Below are 15,058 nucleotides of genomic sequence, written 5' to 3' on the forward strand. Positions count from 1 at the left end.
GCGTGGCCGGAAAGGCATGGGCCAGAACGCTACTCACCGGCAGACCGGAGTAGGAGCGGCCCAGGTCGCCGCGCAGCTGCGGGCCCGCTACCACCTGGACGACCCGTTCATCGTTCAGTACCTGCGCTACCTCGGCGGCGTGCTGCGCGGCGACCTGGGCCGCTCCTACTCCGGTCTGCCGGTGAGTAGCGTTCTGGCCCATGCCTTTCCGGCCACGCTGCGGCTCGCGCTGATCGCCCTGGTCGTCGAGGCGGTGCTCGGCATCGGCTTCGGGGTGATCGCCGGCCTGCGCACCGGCGGCCTGTTCGATGCGGGCGTGCTGATCATCGGCCTGGTCATCATCGCGGTGCCCATCTTCGTCCTGGGGTTTTTGGCCCAGTTCGTCTTCGGGGTGAAGCTGGGCATCGCGCCGGTCACGGTGGGCGAGCGGTCGACGTTCGGGCGTCTGCTGCTGCCCGGGATCGTGCTGGGTTCGGTGTCGTTCGCCTACGTGGTGCGGTTGACCCGGTCCGCGGTGGCCGCCAACGCGCAGGCCGATTACGTCCGCACCGCGACCGCCAAGGGGTTGTCCCGGCCGCGCGTGGTGGCGGTGCACATTCTGCGCAATTCGCTGATCCCGGTCGTCACCTTCCTGGGCGCCGACCTGGGGGCGCTGATGGGCGGAGCCATTGTGACGGAAGGCATTTTCAACATCCACGGCGTCGGCGGTGTGCTGTATCAGGCCGTCACTCGGCAGGAGGCGCCGACCGTGGTGTCGATCGTGACGGTGCTGGTGGGGATCTACCTGATCACCAACCTGGCCGTCGACCTGCTGTATGCCGCCCTGGACCCGAGGATCCGGTATGGCTGAGCCGTCGGCGAGGCGCAGCGGCTTCTGGCGGGACACCTGGCGCGGGTTGCGGGGGCGCCCGAAGTTCGTCGTCGCCGGCCTGCTGATCCTGTTCATCGTGCTCGTCGCGATGTTCCCGGCGCTGTTCACCGGGGCCGATCCCGGCTACGCCGACCCCGCCCAGAGCCTGCTGCCGCCGTCGCGTGCGCACTGGTTCGGCACCGACCTGCAGGGCCACGACGTCTACGCCCGCACCGTCTATGGCGCGCGGGCCTCGGTCACCGTCGGCGTGGGGGCGGCCCTGGTGGTGTTCGTCGTCGGCGGCGCGCTCGGCGCGCTGGCCGGCTTCTACGGCGGCTGGGTCGACGCGGTGGTCTCGCGCGTCAGCGACGTGTTCTTCGGGTTGCCGCTGCTGCTCGCCGCGATCGTGCTCATGCAGGTCATGCGGCACCGCACGGTGTGGACCGTGATCGCCATCCTGGCGTTGTTCGGCTGGCCGCAGGTGGCCCGCATCGCGCGCGGATCGGTGCTGGCGGTGCGCGCCAGCGACTACGTCCTGGCTGCAAAAGCTTTGGGGCTGAGCCGCTTCCAAATTCTGCTGCGCCACGCGCTACCCAACGCCCTGGGGCCGGTCATCGCGATGGCCACCCTCGCCCTGGGCGTCTTCATCGTCACCGAGGCGACGCTGTCCTACCTCGGTGTCGGGCTGCCGAGCACCGTGGTGTCCTGGGGCGGCGACATCAACCTGGCCCAGACGCGGCTGCGGGCCGGCTCGCCCATCCTGTTCTATCCGGCCGGCGCGCTGGCGATCACGGTGTTGGCCTTCATGATGATGGGCGACGCGCTGCGCGACGCGCTCGATCCGGCGTCCCGGGCGTGGCGGCCATGACCGGGGGACCGCTGCTGGCTATCGAGGGCCTCGAGGTCCGCTTCGGCGATCAGGCCGCCGTGCGCGGCGCGGATCTGACGATCCTGCCCGGGCAGACCGTCGCGGTAGTGGGCGAGTCGGGTTCCGGGAAATCCACCACGGCCGCGGCGATCCTCGGGCTGCTTCCGCCCGGCGGCCGGATCACCGCCGGGCGCATCCTCTTCGACGGATCCGACCTCGCCGCGGCCGACCGCCGGACGCTGCGGGCGATCAGGGGCCGCGAGATCGGCTACATACCCCAGGACCCGACGACCAACCTCAATCCCGTCTGGAAGGTCGGCTTCCAGGTCTCAGAAGCGCTGCGGGCCAACACCTCCGATCGCCGGACGCGGGAACGCGCGGTGGAGCTGCTGGCCCGGGCGGGCATGCCGGACCCGGCGAAGCAGGCGGGTCGCTACCCGCACCAACTGTCCGGCGGCATGTGCCAGCGGGCGTTGATCGCGATCGGGTTGGCGGGCCGGCCGCGGCTGCTGATCGCCGACGAGCCGACCTCCGCGCTGGACGTGACCGTGCAGCGGCAGGTGCTCGACCACCTGCAGGGGCTCACCGGCGAACTCGGCACCGCACTGCTGCTGATCACCCACGACCTGGCGCTGGCCGCCGAACGCGCCGAGTCCGTGATCGTGATGCGCGCCGGGGTTGTGGTGGAATCCGGTGCCGCGGAGGCGATCCTGCGCGACCCGCAACACGACTACACCCGGCGGCTGGTGGCCGCGGCGCCGTCGCTGTCGGTCAAGAGTCGGGCCCGGCCCACGGGTCACCGGGCCTCCGGCGACATCCTCGTCGCCTCGGAGTTGACCAAGGTCTACCGCGAGTCGCGCGGGTGGCGGCGAACGCGGCACCCGGATTTCCGTGCCGTCGACGGGGTTTCGCTTCGGCTACGGCGGGCGAGCACGTTAGCGATCGCCGGGGAGTCGGGTTCGGGCAAATCCACGCTGGCGCGGATGGTGCTCGGCCTGCTGTCGCCGACTTCGGGCACGGTCGTCTTCGACGGCGCCCGCGTCGACGCCGCACTGAGCCGGCAGCAGCAGCTGGCCTTCCGGCGGCGGGTGCAACCGGTGTTCCAGAACCCTTACAGCAGCCTGGATCCCATGTACACGGTGTTTCGCGCCATCGAGGAACCGCTGCGCATCCACCGCCTCGGTGACCGCGGGCAGCGCGAGCGCGCGGTACGTGAGCTCGTCGACCAGGTCGCGTTGCCGTCGTCGGTCTTGGGGCGGCTGCCCCGCGAGCTGTCGGGGGGTCAACGGCAGCGGGTGGCGATCGCCCGGGCGCTGGCGCTGCGCCCGGACGTGCTGGTGTGTGACGAGGCGGTCTCCGCGCTCGACGTGCTGGTGCAGGCGCAGATTCTGGAGTTGCTGGCCCGCCTGCAGGCCGAACTGGGCCTCGCCTACCTGTTCATCAGCCACGACCTGGCGGTGATCCGGCAGATCGCCGACGAAGTCCTGGTGATGCGTGCCGGCCGCGTGGTGGAGCAAGCCGCCACCGAGGAGCTGTTCACCAAGCCGCGGCACGAGTACACCCGTCAGCTGCTGGAGGCCATCCCGCGCGCGCCGGTGCCACCGGGATAGGTTGGCAACCTGTGACGGCTGATCCACTGGCTCCGCTGATGGAGTTGCCGGGCGTGGCCGAGGCCAGCGACCGGGCCCGCGACGCGCTGGGTCGCGCCCATCGCCACCGGGCCAACCTGCGGGGCTGGCCGGTGACAGCGGCCGAAGCGGCGTTGCGGGCGGCCCGCGCGTCGTCGGTGCTGGACGGCGGACCCGTGCGGTTGGAAGACCTCGCGGACGCGGCGGGGGTGAGCGATCCGGTGTTCGGCGGGGCGCTGCGGGTAGCCCAGGCGCTGGAAGGCGGCGAGGGTCCGCTGATCGGGATCTGGCGGCGGGCGCCGCTACAGGCGCTGGCCCGGCTGCACATGCTGGCGGCGGCCGACCAGGTCGACGAGGACCAGCTGGGCCGGCCGCGCGCCGATGCCGGCGTCGCGCAGCGGCTGGAGTTGCTGGCGGAGTTGGTCAGCGGCGGCACGCAGGCGCCCGCGCCGGTGGTCGCCGCGGTCGCGCACGGCGAACTGCTGACGCTGCGGCCGTTCGGCAGCGCGGACGGCGTGGTGGCCCGCGCCGTGTCGCGGTTGGTGACCATCGCCAGCGGGCTGGATCCGCACGGACTGGGTGTGCCCGAGGTGAGTTGGATGCGGCAGCCCGCCGACTATCGCGACGCGGCCCGGGGCTTCGCCGAGGGCACCGCGGCCGGGGTGGGCGGCTGGCTGGTGCTGTGCTGCCGGGCGATGCGAGCCGGTGCGCAGGAGGCTCTGACGATCGCCGAGTCGCTGTCGGGTTGATAGCTGGACCGGTGACCGGAGGGCGGCGGAAAACGCCGCCGGACAATGCAAAGCGGGCGACGTCCCGAAGTATTCGGTCCGCCGCCCGCTAGCACGGAACTCGGTTACCATGCGTGCATCTCTGGGCTGCGTGGGTTGGCCTCGGCGATCTTGCGATGCTTCCGGTCGCAACCCCACCCAAAGGGCCGTCGACGCCGTCCACAATCCGCAATTACGCAGGCCCGCAACACTTCTGCCATTATCGCGGCTATGACTCCGCGTGGGTGCCGAGCACCGTGCTGGGCGCCCGGGTCGGGAGATCGAACCTTCTCTTCCGGATCGACCTAGGCCTCACCGGGCTTCCGTGGTTCCTTTGTACTACTAGACCCTTAACGCAGCAAGGCCCAATTTTGCGAAAGTTGCCAAGCGGCGCCGGAAATGCGTTTGCTGTGTATCCCCGGGCGCGGGCTAGAACGCGAAGCGGCGCAACAGCGAATAGGTGACCGCGCCGGCGGCCAGCGCACTGACGCCCACGGCTGCGGTCGTCGCGATCGCCGCACCCGACGGCGCCGGGATCCGGTCGCGCAGCGACACCGGCCGCGAGAAGGACAGCACGGGCCACCCACGCTCGACGGCTTCCCGGCGCAGCCCGCGGTCGGGGTTCACCACGCTGGGATGCCCGACGGATTCGAGCATCGGCAGGTCGGTGATCGAGTCCGAGTACGCGTAGCAGTGCTCCAGCGGGTAGCCCTCCCGGGCGGCCAGCTCGTGGATCGCCTGGACCTTGCCCTCGCCGTAGCAATAGAACGCGATCTCGCCGGTGTACCGGCCGTCCTCGACCACCATGCGGGTCGCCATCGCGTGCGTGGCGCCGAGCGCCCGGGCAATCGGGGCCACGATCTCCTCGCCGGAGGCGGAGACCACGACGACGTCGCGGCCGCACAGCTTGTGGGCGGCGATCAGGTCCGCGGCTTCGGCGAAGACCAGTGGCGTGACGATGTCGTGCAGCGTTTCGTTGACGATCGACTTGACCTGTTCCACATCCCAACCGGCGACCATGTTGGTCATGTGGATGCGCATCCGGTCCATCTGGTCATGATCGGCCCCGGAGAGCAGGTAGATGAACTGGGCGTAGCTCGACTTGAGCACGGCGCGGCGGTTCAGCAGTCCCTGGTTGAAGAACGGTTTGCTGAACGCCAGGGTGCTGGACTTGGCGATGATCGTCTTGTCCAAGTCGAAGAAGGCCGCGGTGCGGGCCCGGGGAGTCGTGTGCTGCTCATCGGCCGGGTCGAAGACGGTCACGGCCCCAGCATAGGTCGGTGCTCCGCCGGCGCTGCGGTCTTGGGCCCGAAATGGCCGCTCAGCAAAGTGGGACCTACGGTAACGGCAGTGTTCTTGCGGCTCAACGTGTTCTTTCATAGAAAGAGCTATTGCGTTACCGCGGCTTGGCATGTGTATAGTAAGCATTACTCGGCCTGAGCCGAGGGTGCATCAGCCCGACCCCCCGGGGCTGATGCACGACGACCCTCGCCTCCTCCCCCCCTGGCGGGGGTCGTCCCTTTTCTAGGGTCAGTTCCGCTCATACGGACCGCGCGGCGCGGCCGCTCGAGTAGTTGCGGACATTCCCACCTCTGCGCGCCGGCCGACGTCTTTGTGCACACTCGCGTCTCTATCCCCAAATTCGGGGTTTGGGACTGGTGTCCAACATCGTGGCCCCGCAGAGTGGGCGCGTGACGAGCACACCTCAGGCCGAAGTGGCGACCGCCGCGGGCGTGCTGGCGGTGCTGGCGGACGCGGAGCTGCGCGGGGAGTTGGATCGGGTCGCCGCGGCCGTCGGCGTCCGCGTCGTCCATGCCGGCGGCGCCGTGAGCCGCAAGACCTGGTCCGCGGCCGCGGCCGTGGTGCTGGATGAGGCGGCGGCCGAGCGGTGCGGGCGGGCGGCGTTGCCGCGCCGCGCTCACGTGATCGTGCTGACGGCCGCCGAACCGGCGACCGCGACGTGGGCCGCGGCCGTCGCGGTCGGTGCCGGGCAGCTGTTGCGGCTGCCCGAGCAGGAGCGCGGGTTGGTGCGCGCGCTCGCCGAGGCGGCCGATGCGTTCGCCGACGACGGGCCGCGCGGCGACGTGGTGGCCGTGATCGGAGGGTGCGGCGGATCCGGTGCGTCGTCGCTGACGGTCGCAATCGCCCAGGCCGCCGCGGAGGCGCTGGTGGTGGACCTCGACCCGTGGGGCGGCGGGATCGACCTGCTGTTGGGCGCCGAGAGCGTGGCGGGCCTGCGCTGGCCGGACCTGGCGGTCCAGAGCGGCCGGCTCAACTGGTCGGCCGTGCGTGCGGCGTTACCCCGGCACGGGGGCGTCAGCGTGCTGTCCGGCACGCGGCGTGGGTACGAGCTGGCGCCCGGGCCGGTGCACGCCGTCCTCGACGCCGGCCGGCGGGGCGGGGTGACGGTGGTCTGCGATCTTCCCCGTCGCCTGACCGATGCGGCGCACGCTGCGCTGGACGCCGCCGACCTCGTCGTCGTGGTCAGCCGCTGCGACGTGCGCGCATGCGCGGCGACGGGTGCGCTGGCCCCGGTGCTGGCCGCCGTCAACCCCAACCTTGGATTGGTGGTGCGGGGTCCGTCGCCCGGCGGGTTGCGGGCGGCCGAGATCGCCGACATCACCGGGTTGCCCCTGCTGGCCTCCATGCGAGCCGAGCCGCGAGTCGCCGAGCAACTCGAGCGCGGTGGCCTGCGGGCCGGGCGGCGCTCCGCGCTGGCGGCGGCGGCGCGCCGGGTGCTCGCCGTGCTGCCGCGGGCGTCGTCCGGGCCGGCACGGAACGGTAGGGCCGCGTGAGCGGCTCGCTGATCGACCGGGTGCGCGAGCGGCTGGCGGCCGAATCCGGCCCGCTGGGGCCGAACGTCGTCGCCGCCGCGATCCGCGCGGAGTCCGGCGGGATGCTCGGGGACACCGAGGTGCTGGCCAATCTGCGGGTGCTGCAGACCGAACTGACCGGCGCCGGCATCCTCGAGCCGTTGTTGTGCGCGGACGGCACCACTGACGTCTTGGTCACCGCACCGGACGCGGTGTGGGTCGACGACGGAAACGGCCTGCGGCGCACGCAGGTCCGGTTCGCCGACGAGGCGTCGGTGCGGCGCCTGGCGCAGCGGCTGGCGCTGGCCGCCGGCCGGCGCCTGGACGACGCGCAGCCGTGGGTGGACGGCCAGCTGACCGGCATCGGCGCCGGGTTCACGGTGCGACTGCACGCGGTCCTGCCGCCCGTGGCCGTCGCGGGCACGTGCTTGTCGCTGCGGGTGCTGCGGCCGGCCAGCCAGGACCTGGCGGCCCTGACCGCGTCGGGCGCCCTGGCGCCCGAGGCCGCGGCCATGGTTGCCGACATCATCGCCGCCCGGCTGGCCTTCTTGGTGTGCGGCGGAACGGGTGCGGGCAAGACGACCCTCTTGGCGGCCATGCTCGGGGCCGTCGCGCCGACCGAGCGCATCGTCTGCGTGGAGGATGCCGCCGAGTTGGCGCCCCGGCATCCGCACCTGGTGAAGCTGGTCGCGCGGTGCGCCAACGTCGAAGGCGTCGGCGAAGTGGGCGTGCGCCAGCTCGTTCGCCAGGCCCTGCGGATGCGGCCGGACCGCATCGTGGTCGGCGAGGTGCGCGGCGCCGAGGTGGTGGATCTGCTGGCGGCCCTGAACACCGGCCACGACGGGGGAGCGGGCACCGTGCACGCGAACAACCCCGCGGAAGTTCCCGCCCGGCTGGAGGCGCTGGGCGCGCTGGGCGGTCTCGACCGCGCGGCGCTGCACAGTCAACTCGCCGCCGCAGTGCAGGTGCTGTTGCACGTCGGGCGGGATCGCAGCAGGCGGCGCCGGCTCGGCGAAATCGCCGTGCTGCGCCGGGTTGCCGGCCGGGTGCGGGCGGTCACCGTGTGGCATGCCGACGCCGGCATGACCGACGACGCCGCGCTCCTGCGCCGGTTGCTGCACAGCCGGATGCCGGCGTGAACGCCCCCGCCGCCGGAGTGCTGTTGGCGCTCGCGCTCGTCGTCGTTCCGTCGTCACCGCGGTACCGCCTCGCGCCCGTGACGTCACGCCGCCCATGGCGCCAGCTGGCCGGGCCGCGGGGGGCGGCCTGCCTCGCCGCGGGGGCGGTGGCCGCCGCCGCGGTGCTGCTGCCGTTGACGACGGTGCTGACCGTGGGTGTCGTGGGCGCGACAGCGAACCTGCGCTACCGCCGCCGCCATCGCATCCGGCGCGCCGTCGGCGAGGGCCGGGCGCTGGAAGGCGCACTCGACGTGCTCGTCGGCGAACTGCGGGTCGGCTCCCATCCGGTGCGCGCGTTCGCCGTGGCCGCGGGGGAATCCGCGGGCGCGGTCGCCGAGTCGTTTCGGGCGGTCGCTGCCCGCGCCAGATTGGGGGCGGACGTCGCGGCCGGTCTGCGGGCCGCGGCGCAGTCGTCGACCCTGCCCGCGCATTGGGATCGTCTGGGGCTGTGCTGGCAACTGGCCAGCGACCACGGCCTGGCCATAGCCACCCTGATGCGCGCCGCGCAGCGCGACATCGCGGAGCGGCAACGCTTTTCGGCGCGGGTGACGTCGAACATGGCCGGCGCGCGGGCGACCGCGGCGATCTTGGCGGCCCTGCCGCTGCTCGGCGTGCTGCTGGGCCAACTGATCGGAGCCCGGCCGCTGGCCTTCCTGCTCAACGGGCGCGCCGGCGGATGGTTCTTGGTCGTCGGTTCCTCCCTGGCGTGCGGGGGGTTGTTGTGGGCCGACCGCATCACGGATCGGCTCGGGTCGTGACGGCGGCGGCGGTGTTGCTGGCGGTGGCCGCGTGGATGGGTCCCGGCCCGGCACTGGTGCGGGCGCGGGCGCCGGTCCGCGAGAATCGGGCGCGCAGCGCGCTCGGCCGGGCGCGCAGCGAGGATCCGCTGGCGGTCGCATCCTGCTTGGACGTGCTGGCCGTGTGCCTGGCAGCGGGCATGGCGGTGGCCACCGCGGCGTCCGCCGCCGCGGCGTCCGCGCCGCCGGAGTTGGCCCGCGTCCTGCGGCGCGCGGCCGATCTGCTGGCGTTGGGCGCCGATCCCGTCGCGGCCTGGACGGTCACGGCCGATCCACGGGCCGACCTGGCCGACGCGCAGGTGGAGGCGCTGCTGCGGCTGGCCCGGCGCTCGGCGGCGTCGGGCGCCGCGCTGGCCGAGGGCGTCGCCGAGTTGGCGGACCAATCCCGCCACAACGCCGCGCACGCTGCCACCGCCACCGCCGAGCGCGCCGGGGTGTTGATCGCCGGGCCGCTCGGATTGTGCTTCCTGCCGGCGTTCGTATGCCTGGGCATCGTTCCCGTGGTGGCCGGGCTCGCCGGTCAGGTATTGCAGTCGGGATTATGGTGAAGAGAAAGGGAAGTGTTGCTGCACAACATGTTTCGTGGCCTGGTGGCCCGTGTAACGGTTCTGGCGTCCGACGAGTCGGGCATGTCCACGGTCGAGTACGCCATCGGCACCATCGCCGCCGCCGCCTTCGGTGCGATCCTGTACACCGTCGTGACCGGCGACTCCATCGTGTCGGCGCTGACCCACATCATCGGTCGGGCGCTCAGCACCAAGGTCTAGCGGGCAGTGCGGGTGCCGGCACCGTGGAGGCGGCCTTGGGCGTGGCCACGCTGGTCGTCGTGCTGGTGCTGTGTCTGGCCGGCATCGCCGCGCTGTCGATGCAGGTCCGCTGCGTGGACGCCGCCCGGGAGGCGGCCCGGCTGGCCGCCCGCGGCGACGAACGGTCGGCGCTCGGCGCGGCTCGGCGCATCGCCCCCGCCGGGGCGCGCGTCGAGGTGCACCGCGACGGCGAGTTCCTGGTGGCCACCGTCGTCGCGCGTTCGGAGCTGTTGCCGGCGCTCGACATCGCGGCCAAAGCGGTCTCGGTCGCCGAGCCGTCGGCATGACCGCGGCTCGACCACCCTGGTCGCGGCCTGGATGGTGGCGGTGCTGCTGTGCACCACGGTCGCCGCGGCCTGGGTCGGCGCGGTCGTGGTCGCGCGCCACCGCGCGCAGGCGGCGGCCGACCTTGCCGCGTTGGCCGCCGCCGGCCGGTTGGCGGCCGGACCCGAAGCCGCGTGCGCCCGTGCGACGGCGGTGGCCCGGGCGATGGGGACCGAGGCCGGTTGCGCGGTGGACGATCTCGACGTCGTCGTCACGGTGCGTGTCGCGGTCCTCGGCGGGGCGGCGAGCGCCGCCGCACGGGCGGGGCCTGCGCCCGGCTAGGAGCCCGGGTCGGGGCCGCCCGACAATCCCACGGCGGCCAGTTCCTCGTTGGAGGGCAACCGCAGCGAGACCAGCCCGGCGTAGGCGCCCGGTTCGATCTCCACCCTGTTGACGGTGACGTGCACCGGCACCCACTCGGTGTCGCGGCCGGGCATTCGCAGCACTCGGCTGGTGGCGCCGTGGACGAATTCCTCGGTCATCGAGGACACCAGGTGCTGGTCATCGGGGTGCACCTTCGGCTTGCCCGTCTCACTGCCTCGCCAGTCGTAGAAGGTGCACGGCTCGTCCAGCCATTTCAGCAGGGCCCAGTTCTTGAGGTCGATCAGCGCGCGGTGCACGCCGGCCTGGGCGAGCCCGCTCAGGATCCGTTGCGCCAGATCGTCTGTCGACACCTCCGGGCCCTTGAGTTCCGCGCGCCAGTTGATCGCCCGCGCGACCAGATGGTCCCGGCCGTCGGGGCCGGGCTCCAGGCCGGTGCGCGCCACGAAGCCGATGCGCATGGGGTTGCCCTGCCAGTCGGTGAGATCCCATGTGCTGCAAAGTGTTTGGTCGGGCTCGGCCTTGACGGCCATCGCGAGCACCTTGGTTTCGTTCTGGTTGAGCTCGCGCGAGGGAAGGTCTTCCGCGAAGGCCCTGCCGAAGGTCACCTCGACTTCGGGATTCTTCCCGCTGTTCACCAGCGACTCCCGGGTGTCGGTGGCGACGCCCAGGGTCAGGTCCCACTTCAGAGGCCCCGGGGTGGGGCGTTCGGGCGGCTCGACGTCGGCGGGGCCGGTCCACACGTGCACGCCGTGGATGTAGCCGTCGGACATCACCACCGGTTCGGTGCGAATGACGCGGTCGCGCTTGGGAGTGATGCTGGTCAGGCTCTGCCCGGTCTGCACCGACTCGGCGATCGCCGTCCGAACCGCGGAGAGGTAGGGGCTGCGGCGCATGAACGTGGTGATGGGGACGAGGTTTTTCAGCTGGCGTCCCTGCGCCACCACGGTGGGTTCACCCCCCAGCGTCTCCACGAGCAACCAGTCGTGGCCCATACGGTGAGATTTTACGGCGACGACCCGCATCCTTGGGGGCCGGCCGTCATCCCGCGGAGCGCTCCGCGTGCGGCAACTGCGCGAGCACCAGCCGCAGGACTCGCACCGCACCCGCCTTGTCGAGCGGGTCGTTGCCGTTGCCGCACTTGGGCGACTGCACACAGGAGGGGCATCCGCGCGGGCACTCGCATGCCTCGATGGCCGCGGCGGTCGCGCCCAGCCAGGTGCTCACCTGGCGAAACCCGCGTTCGGCGAACCCGGCCCCACCCGGATAGCCGTCGTACACGAAAACGCTGGGCAGACCGGCCGGGTCGGGTCCCACCGCGGTGGACAGGCCGCCGATGTCGCCACGGTCGCAGCTGGCCACCAGCGGGAGCAGGCCGATCGCCGCATGCTCGGCGGCGTGTAGCGACCCGGGAATCCGCGGCGCATCAATACCGTTGCGCAGCAACGCCTCTTCGGTGATGGTGTACACCACCGCGGTGGTCGCCAGCGTCTGTTCGGGCATGTCTAGCTCGATGAAGTCGATGACCTCCCCCGAAGGCCGGCGGCGCAGGTACCCCACCACCCGGTGGGTGACGGTGACCGGCACCAGCCCCAGGGTGACCGGCCCGTAGCGCGAGCGTTCGCCGGTACCGGTGACGGCGATGTCGGTGATTTCCCGCGCGAACGTGGCGTAACCGGGGTCCTCGGCGTGCACGAAGGCGATCGCGTCCTCGAGGTCCAGCGAGTCGACGACGTAACTCTCGCCCTGATGCAGATAAACCGCGCCCGGATGGACCGAAGCCGGCGCCTGGCCGACGCCGGTGCTGCCCAGCAACCGCCCGGTGTCGGCCTCCACGATGACGATCTGGCCGCCCGCCGATCCCCGGATGTCCACCGCGCCATGCGGTTCCAGACCGGCCGCGGGAAAGTACTTGCCGTTGCGGCGCCGCAGCAGTCCGTCATCGACCAGGGCCTCGGCCACCCCGGCGGCACCGAAGTCACGCACCTCCGCCTCGTCGAGCGGCATTTCGGTTGCGGCACAAAGAAGTTGGGGCCCCAGAATGTAGGGATTGGCGGGATCGATCACCACCCGTTCGACCGGCCTGCCCAGCAACGCCGCCGGGTTGTGCACCAGGTAGGTGTCCAGCGGATCGTCGCGGGCGATCAGCACGACCAGCGCGCCCTGCCCGCGCCGGCCCGACCGGCCGGCCTGCTGCCAGAACGAGGCGACCGTCCCGGGGAACCCGGCAAGCACCACCGCGTCCAGCCCCGCGATGTCGACACCCAGCTCCAGGGCGTTGGTGGTGGCCAGCCCGCGCAGCCGGCCCTCCGCCAGGGCGCGCTCCAGCGCGCTGCGGTCCTCGGCGAGATAGCCGGCCCGATAGGAGGCCACCTTGCCGGAGAGCTCCGGCGCGATGTCGTCCAACCGCGCCTGGGTGCCCAGCGCGGTGAGCTCGGCGGCGCGGCGCGACCGGACGAACGTCAGCGTCTGCGCCCCCTCGGCGACCAGGTCGGCCATCACCCGCGCCGCCTCCGCGCCAGCCGAACGGCGCACCGGCGCGCCGTTCTCGCCCAGCAGGTCGGTCCGCAGCGCCGGTTCCCACAACGCCACCGTCCGGGCGCCCTGGGGGGAACCGTCCTCGGTGACCTCGTCGACCGGGAGCCCGATGAGCTCGGCGGCCGTCGCGCCCGGCGCGTCCGTCGTCGCGCTGGCGAAGATGACCGTCGGTGTAGCGGAGTAGCGCGCGCACAGCCGCAGCAACCGGCGCAGCACCATCGCCACGTTCGATCCGAAAACTCCACGGTAGTAATGGCATTCGTCGACGATCACGAACCGAAGCCCGCGCAGCAGCACGGCCCAACGGGCGTGGTTGCGCAAGATCGACAGATGGATCATGTCGGGGTTGGAGAACAGCCAGCGGGAGCGTTCGCGCGCAAACCTGCGCACTTCCGGGGGGCTGTCACCGTCGTAGGCGGTGGGTGCGACGTCGTGGCACCGCGGGATGGCCGCGGTGAGCGCGTGCGCGGCGCGCAATTGATCGTGGCCCAGCGCCTTCGTCGGCGACAGGTACAGCGCCCGGGCGCGGGGATCGGTGGCCAGCGCGTTGAGCACGGGCAGCTGATAGGCCAGCGACTTGCCCGACGCGGTCCCGGTGCTCACCACCACGTGACGGCCGGCGTGCGCCAATTCCGCGGCCACCGACTGATGTGACCAGGGTGAGCTGACGCCGCGGTCGGTGAACGCGCGCACCACGTCGGGCTCGGCCCACGCCGGCCAGCCGTGCGGGCGGCCGCCGCGGGCCGGCAGCTCGGCGACGTGGCGCAGCGGGTGCTCGTCGGCCGCGGTTCCGGCGAGCGCGGCGGCGAGCAGCTCGCTACCGAAACTCGTCATCCGCACCCTCCTGGGACTCGGCCGAGACTGCGTCCAACGGCGCAAGTCTGTCGCCGAAGCGATGAACATGGTTGACTATTTGCGGTCGCAGCTTCTGTGTTCGTGTCAAACTTTCGCAGGATCTATCGTTGCGGCCGCGGTTCCTGCGAGGTTAATCGGTCGGGTGAAGTTCCGGCGACTGAGCGAGGTATGGCGGTCGTACAGGCCCGGGGCATCGAAAGGCGATGCCCCGCACCCAGAAGAAAAGGAAAGATCGAGAGATGCCACAGGGAACTGTGAAGTGGTTCAACGCGGAGAAGGGCTTCGGGTTCATCGCCCCCGAAGACGGCTCCGCAGACGTGTTTGTCCACTACACGGAGATCCAGGGTTCGGGCTTCCGCACCCTCGAAGAAAACCAGAAGGTCGAGTTCGAGATCGGCCACAGCCCTAAGGGCCCCCAGGCCACCGGAGTCCGCTCCGTCTAAGACGAGCCGAATCTCCACGAACCCCCCGTGCAGTCCCGCCCAGCGGGCCCGCCGGGGGGTTTTCGTAACCCGGCGGGCTCGCGAGGTCGCCGGCGCGCCGCGCCTCAAGACGCGGACGGTCGACCTGGCCTACTGTCGGTGGCGTGAGCCAGCTTTCCTTCTTCACAGCGGAGTCGGTGCCGCCCGCGGTCGCCGATCTCTCCGGGGTGCTGGCGGCTTCCGGTCAGATCGTCATGGTCGGTGGCCACGAGGCGCAGGGCGCACGGCTTTCCGTGGTGGTGGACCAGCCGTGGCGCGCCGGCGCGCTGGCCGAGATGATCCGCGAGGCCGGCCTGGCGTTCGAGATCGGCCGCACCGACGAGGACACCCCGCTGGTGCGGACGACGGTCACCGCGTCCCTGGTGAATTTGGCCACCGAATGGACGCGCGGGGCGGTCAAGACCGTGCCGCCGCGGTGGCTGCCCGGGCCACGCGAATTGCGGGCATGGACGCTGGCGGCCGGTCATCCCGACGGCGACCATTATCTGCTCGGGCTCGATCCCCACGCGCCCGATACCCATTCCCCGCTGGCGTCGGCTTTGATGCGGGTCGGAATCGCCCCCACCCTGATCGGCACCCGCGGTGGTCGCCCGGCGCTGCGGATCAGCGGGCGTCGGCGGCTATCGCGCCTGGTAGAGAACGTGGGCGACGCCCCCGCCGGGGTCGAGGCATCATCGGTGTGGCCGCGGGTATAACCGCCGAAACAGATTTGCGATTCCGCTTGCCGGTTTGCGCAGTTGCGCCCAAGGGTGCGAAATTGTCAGGTGCCCGAGGGCGAAGGAACGCTGGCGTATCTGAATTTCCGCGGAATTTTCCACGCCGGCCTGTCAT

General features: G+C 71.8%; 16 protein-coding genes. 13 read left to right on the plus strand and 3 right to left on the minus strand.

Annotated elements, in window-relative coordinates:
* From A9X04_RS22485 to A9X04_RS22500, 4 genes are all read left to right on the plus strand, one after another.
* A partial coding sequence (locus A9X04_RS22485; RefSeq protein WP_231985798.1) for an ABC transporter permease occupies positions 1–850 on the plus strand: 850 nt, incomplete at its 5' end.
* Positions 843–1,718, plus strand: coding sequence for an ABC transporter permease (locus A9X04_RS22490; protein WP_067925225.1), 876 nt, complete (start codon positions 843–845; stop codon positions 1,716–1,718). The genes A9X04_RS22485 and A9X04_RS22490, both read left to right, overlap by 8 nt.
* Entirely contained in the window at positions 1,715–3,328 is a 1,614-nt protein-coding gene (locus A9X04_RS22495) for an ABC transporter ATP-binding protein (RefSeq protein ID WP_067925300.1), read from the plus strand. Before A9X04_RS22490 ends, A9X04_RS22495 begins: the two co-directional genes overlap by 4 nt.
* An 11-nt stretch (positions 3,329–3,339) precedes the next feature.
* The gene (locus A9X04_RS22500) at positions 3,340–4,095 is read left to right on the plus strand and encodes an oxidoreductase (RefSeq protein WP_067925228.1); all 756 of its coding nucleotides are present in this window, start codon (positions 3,340–3,342) and stop codon (positions 4,093–4,095) included.
* 447 nt (positions 4,096–4,542) lie between these two features.
* Here the strand turns inward: A9X04_RS22500 and A9X04_RS22505 are convergent, their stop codons facing one another.
* The gene (locus A9X04_RS22505) at positions 4,543–5,376 is read right to left on the minus strand and encodes an HAD-IB family hydrolase (RefSeq protein WP_067925231.1); all 834 of its coding nucleotides are present in this window, start codon (positions 5,374–5,376) and stop codon (positions 4,543–4,545) included.
* Between the two features lie 479 nt (positions 5,377–5,855).
* Here A9X04_RS22505 and ssd point away from each other — a divergent pair, with 479 nt between their 5' ends.
* Genes ssd through A9X04_RS22540 form a run of 7 tightly spaced genes read left to right on the plus strand, consistent with a single transcriptional unit; the run spans position 5,856 to position 10,313 of the window.
* A complete protein-coding gene (gene ssd, locus A9X04_RS22510; RefSeq protein WP_082975187.1) occupies positions 5,856–6,908 on the plus strand; it encodes a septum site-determining protein Ssd in 1,053 nt (350 codons plus the stop codon).
* Complete coding sequence (locus tag A9X04_RS22515) at positions 6,905–8,065, plus strand: TadA family conjugal transfer-associated ATPase (RefSeq protein ID WP_067925234.1); 1,161 nt, start codon at positions 6,905–6,907, stop codon at positions 8,063–8,065. Before ssd ends, A9X04_RS22515 begins: the two co-directional genes overlap by 4 nt.
* Positions 8,062–8,862 carry a type II secretion system F family protein gene (locus A9X04_RS22520; protein WP_067925237.1) on the plus strand — a complete coding sequence of 267 codons (801 nt, stop codon included), beginning with the start codon at positions 8,062–8,064 and terminating at the stop codon, positions 8,860–8,862. Before A9X04_RS22515 ends, A9X04_RS22520 begins: the two co-directional genes overlap by 4 nt.
* Positions 8,859–9,449: a type II secretion system F family protein gene (locus tag A9X04_RS22525; RefSeq protein WP_197509316.1), complete on the plus strand. Its 591-nt coding sequence runs from the start codon at positions 8,859–8,861 to the stop codon at positions 9,447–9,449. The genes A9X04_RS22520 and A9X04_RS22525 overlap by 4 nt, the downstream gene beginning before the upstream one ends.
* A 12-nt stretch (positions 9,450–9,461) precedes the next feature.
* Positions 9,462–9,668, plus strand: a complete 207-nt coding sequence (locus A9X04_RS22530) for a DUF4244 domain-containing protein (protein ID WP_102419418.1) — start codon at positions 9,462–9,464, stop codon at positions 9,666–9,668.
* Between the two features lie 23 nt (positions 9,669–9,691).
* Positions 9,692–9,994: a TadE family type IV pilus minor pilin gene (locus A9X04_RS22535; RefSeq protein WP_082973033.1), complete on the plus strand. Its 303-nt coding sequence runs from the start codon at positions 9,692–9,694 to the stop codon at positions 9,992–9,994.
* A gap of 31 nt (positions 9,995–10,025) precedes the next feature.
* Positions 10,026–10,313, plus strand: a complete 288-nt coding sequence (locus tag A9X04_RS22540; protein WP_369804498.1) for an Rv3654c family TadE-like protein — start codon at positions 10,026–10,028, stop codon at positions 10,311–10,313.
* Here the strand turns inward: A9X04_RS22540 and A9X04_RS22545 are convergent.
* Both A9X04_RS22545 and A9X04_RS22550 read right to left on the minus strand, forming a co-directional pair.
* Complete coding sequence (locus A9X04_RS22545) at positions 10,310–11,347, minus strand: PAS domain-containing protein (RefSeq protein WP_067925240.1); 1,038 nt, start codon at positions 11,345–11,347, stop codon at positions 10,310–10,312. The two genes, A9X04_RS22540 and A9X04_RS22545, sit on opposite strands and share 4 nt — an antisense overlap.
* Before the next feature lie 46 nt (positions 11,348–11,393).
* Positions 11,394–13,724, minus strand: a complete 2,331-nt coding sequence (locus A9X04_RS22550; RefSeq protein WP_067925243.1) for a DEAD/DEAH box helicase — start codon at positions 13,722–13,724, stop codon at positions 11,394–11,396.
* Between the two features lie 260 nt (positions 13,725–13,984).
* Here A9X04_RS22550 and cspA point away from each other — a divergent pair, with 260 nt between their 5' ends.
* Together cspA and A9X04_RS22560 are read left to right on the plus strand one after the other, a co-directional pair.
* Complete coding sequence (cspA, locus tag A9X04_RS22555) at positions 13,985–14,188, plus strand: cold shock protein CspA (protein ID WP_007166602.1); 204 nt, start codon at positions 13,985–13,987, stop codon at positions 14,186–14,188.
* A gap of 143 nt (positions 14,189–14,331) precedes the next feature.
* Positions 14,332–14,922, plus strand: a complete 591-nt coding sequence (locus A9X04_RS22560) for a hypothetical protein (RefSeq protein ID WP_067925246.1) — start codon at positions 14,332–14,334, stop codon at positions 14,920–14,922.
* Positions 14,923–15,058: the final 136 nt, after the last annotated feature.

It is taken from the genome of Mycobacterium sp. E3247 (assembly GCF_001667785.1).
In the GTDB taxonomy this organism is placed as follows: domain Bacteria; phylum Actinomycetota; class Actinomycetes; order Mycobacteriales; family Mycobacteriaceae; genus Mycobacterium.